General features: G+C 70.0%; 5 protein-coding genes. 2 read left to right on the top strand and 3 right to left on the bottom strand.

The window, feature by feature from the left end; all coding sequences use genetic code 11:
- Positions 1-70 precede the first annotated feature (70 nt).
- Positions 71-442 carry a hypothetical protein gene (locus ACNFOC_RS53465; RefSeq protein WP_416966180.1) on the bottom strand — a complete coding sequence of 124 codons (372 nt, stop codon included), beginning with the start codon at positions 440-442 and terminating at the stop codon, positions 71-73.
- Here ACNFOC_RS53465 and ACNFOC_RS53470 point away from each other — a divergent pair.
- Both ACNFOC_RS53470 and ACNFOC_RS53475 read left to right on the top strand, forming a co-directional pair.
- Positions 436-672, top strand: a complete 237-nt coding sequence (locus tag ACNFOC_RS53470) for a hypothetical protein (RefSeq protein WP_416966181.1) — start codon at positions 436-438, stop codon at positions 670-672. The genes ACNFOC_RS53465 and ACNFOC_RS53470 overlap by 7 nt on opposite strands.
- Before the next feature lie 229 nt (positions 673-901).
- A complete protein-coding gene (locus ACNFOC_RS53475; RefSeq protein ID WP_416966182.1) occupies positions 902-1291 on the top strand; it encodes a hypothetical protein in 390 nt (129 codons plus the stop codon).
- A 53-nt stretch (positions 1292-1344) separates the two neighbouring features.
- Here ACNFOC_RS53475 and ACNFOC_RS53480 read toward each other — a convergent pair whose 3' ends face one another.
- Together ACNFOC_RS53480 and ACNFOC_RS53485 are read right to left on the bottom strand one after the other, a co-directional pair.
- Positions 1345-2007, bottom strand: a complete 663-nt coding sequence (locus ACNFOC_RS53480; protein WP_416966183.1) for an HAD family hydrolase — start codon at positions 2005-2007, stop codon at positions 1345-1347.
- A 30-nt stretch (positions 2008-2037) separates the two neighbouring features.
- Positions 2038-2267 (bottom strand): PucR family transcriptional regulator (locus ACNFOC_RS53485; protein WP_416966184.1); only part of this gene is annotated, 230 nt, incomplete at its 5' end.

The following is a 2267-nucleotide window of genomic DNA, read 5'->3' on the forward strand; positions in this document are numbered from 1 at the left end:
GTATAAGAGACAGGTCGGGGGGCGGGCCGGTCGTCATGACGTCGACACTAGGGTTCTGCCGGGGTGTCGGTCAGCTCCAATTCCGGGCCACTGGACCGGTCGCTCCGTTGAACAGCCTCCAGTGGCCCTCGGACACGACCTCGACGCCCGCACCGTCGGTCACCTTGATCGCGGTCTGGGCGTCGATGGCGTATGCCGGACCCTGTAGCCCCGCGGCCCACCGTTCCGCATCGGCCATGGTGTTCTCCGGGCAGTCCGGGTTGTCGAGGTGCGGGAAGAGGGAGAAGCCGACGACTCCCAGTGCGCTGTCGTCACCGGTGGGCGGCTTCCAGTCGGCGAAGGTCTCCCCGATGCGGGGAGTGCGGTGAGCTCCAGCATGCCCACCGACTTCCAGCCCAACTCGGCCATGGGGTTGGGGGATTGGCCGCTGATGAAATGCCATGGGCCGCCCGGATCGCCGTACGGGCCCCCGTACCCCGCGGTGGGGACGCAGAGCGCGCCGGCCGCGGCGTGACGGGCAGGAGCGAGGGCGACTTCTACGATGCCGTCGATGCTCAACGGGGCGACGACTCCGAGCCGTTGGACCCGGCCGGTGAGCGTTGGGACGCGAGTGACGATGCGGAGGCGGAGCGGCGGCTGCCTCGGCTCAGCGAGATGTTCCCGGTGTTGTAGGGCAACTCCAGGACCGGACGGCGTAGGAGACGCGATCCCTGTAACGCCGTACGCCCTACGGCACCCCCGCCTGCGACGGCGCGCACGCCCCCCTCCTCCGCCGGGGGCGTACCCCGTCACCCGCACGGGCGGCTTCGGTGCCGTTCACCCGTATGGCCGCTGCGGGCGGTTCCCGGGCTCCTCCATGATCACCGTGCAAGCAGGCACCGCACGGGACGAGGAGCAGGCAGTGAACGTACGGAAGAAGATCACCATGCTGGCCATGGCGGGCGCGCTGGCGCTGGGGATGGCCTCGGCGCAGTCGCCGGCGAGTGCCAGCTCGGTCGGCAAGTCGGTGGAGTCCGTGAGGGCCGAGTGCGGTGTGCGTTCCGACGCGCGGCTGCACTGCGGCAACAAGGCTGGCGCGAAGGGGTATGCGGACCGTTCCTATCGTTCCGCCACCCGCGGGCAGTTGAACGGGACCTTCAGCTGGTTCCAGTGTTGGGGCCACGGCGACCCGCACCCGGGCGGCAACGACATCTGGTACTGGACCCAGCTCGACAACGGCGCCTGGGGCAACGTCCCCGCGGTCGACGTCTCCACCGGCCAGGACCCGGCGCCCGGTCTGCAGCAGTGCTGACGCTCTGAAGTGCAGCAGTATTGAAGTACTGAGGTGTGCTGAAGTCCGTCTGTTCAGCGGGCTGTTGTGTCCGGGGCACCGATGACGTGATGGATCGCGGACGCGGCGTCGACGGCGATGTGTGTGGGGCGGAACGTCGGCTCGGTCCATGGGCGGCCGTTCGACACCCACACACTGCGCGCGTCGATGCCTGTCGCGCCCCGGATGTCGGCCTGCGCCGAGTCGCCGACGACCCAGGACGAGTGGAGGGAGGCCCCGACCTCGGCCGCCGCCGCGTGGAAGATCTCCGGCGCGGGCTTCTTGTGGCCGGCCGACTCCGAGATCACCCAGCCGTGGACGATCGCGTCGAGCCCGGTGTTCCGGATCTTCAACTCCTGTTGTACGACACGGCCGTTGGTAACGATCACGCACGTCCAGCCCGCCGCGACGGCCTTCGTGAGGGCGTCGCGCGTGGGCTCGGACAGGGTGACGCGGTCGGCGGCGCCCCGGTCGAGGAACGTCCCGACCGCGTCGGCGGGGACATTCCCGCCGTAGCGCTCGGTCATGGCCTCGGCGATGGCCTGCCTCGACGTGTAGCCACTGGCGTCGACCGACATCAGCCAGGCGAGATCGTCCCCCGGCAGACCGTGCGCGGCCAGGAATTCCGACGCCGCGTCCCGGAACGCGGCGTCGCGGTCCACCAGGGTGTTGTCCAGATCGATCATCAGCAGGGGCACGCCGAGCAGTAGATCACCGGCCGGCCATCTCTACAGCCGCGCCCTCTTCAACGCCATGTGGAGCAGCAGCCGGTCCTCCCCGTCGTCCAGGTCCAGGCCCGTCAACTGCTCCACCCGCGACAGCCGGTAGTAGAGCGTCTGCCGGTGAATCCCCAACTCGGCCGCCGCACGCCCCGCTTGGCCCGCGCAGTCGAGGTACACCTCGGCCGTGCGGGCGAGTTCGTGGTGAGCGGGGGAGAGGAGCGGGGCCACCGCGGGGT

Source organism: Streptomyces colwelliae (genome assembly GCF_048158785.1).
Taxonomy (GTDB): Bacteria; Actinomycetota; Actinomycetes; order Streptomycetales; family Streptomycetaceae; genus Streptomyces.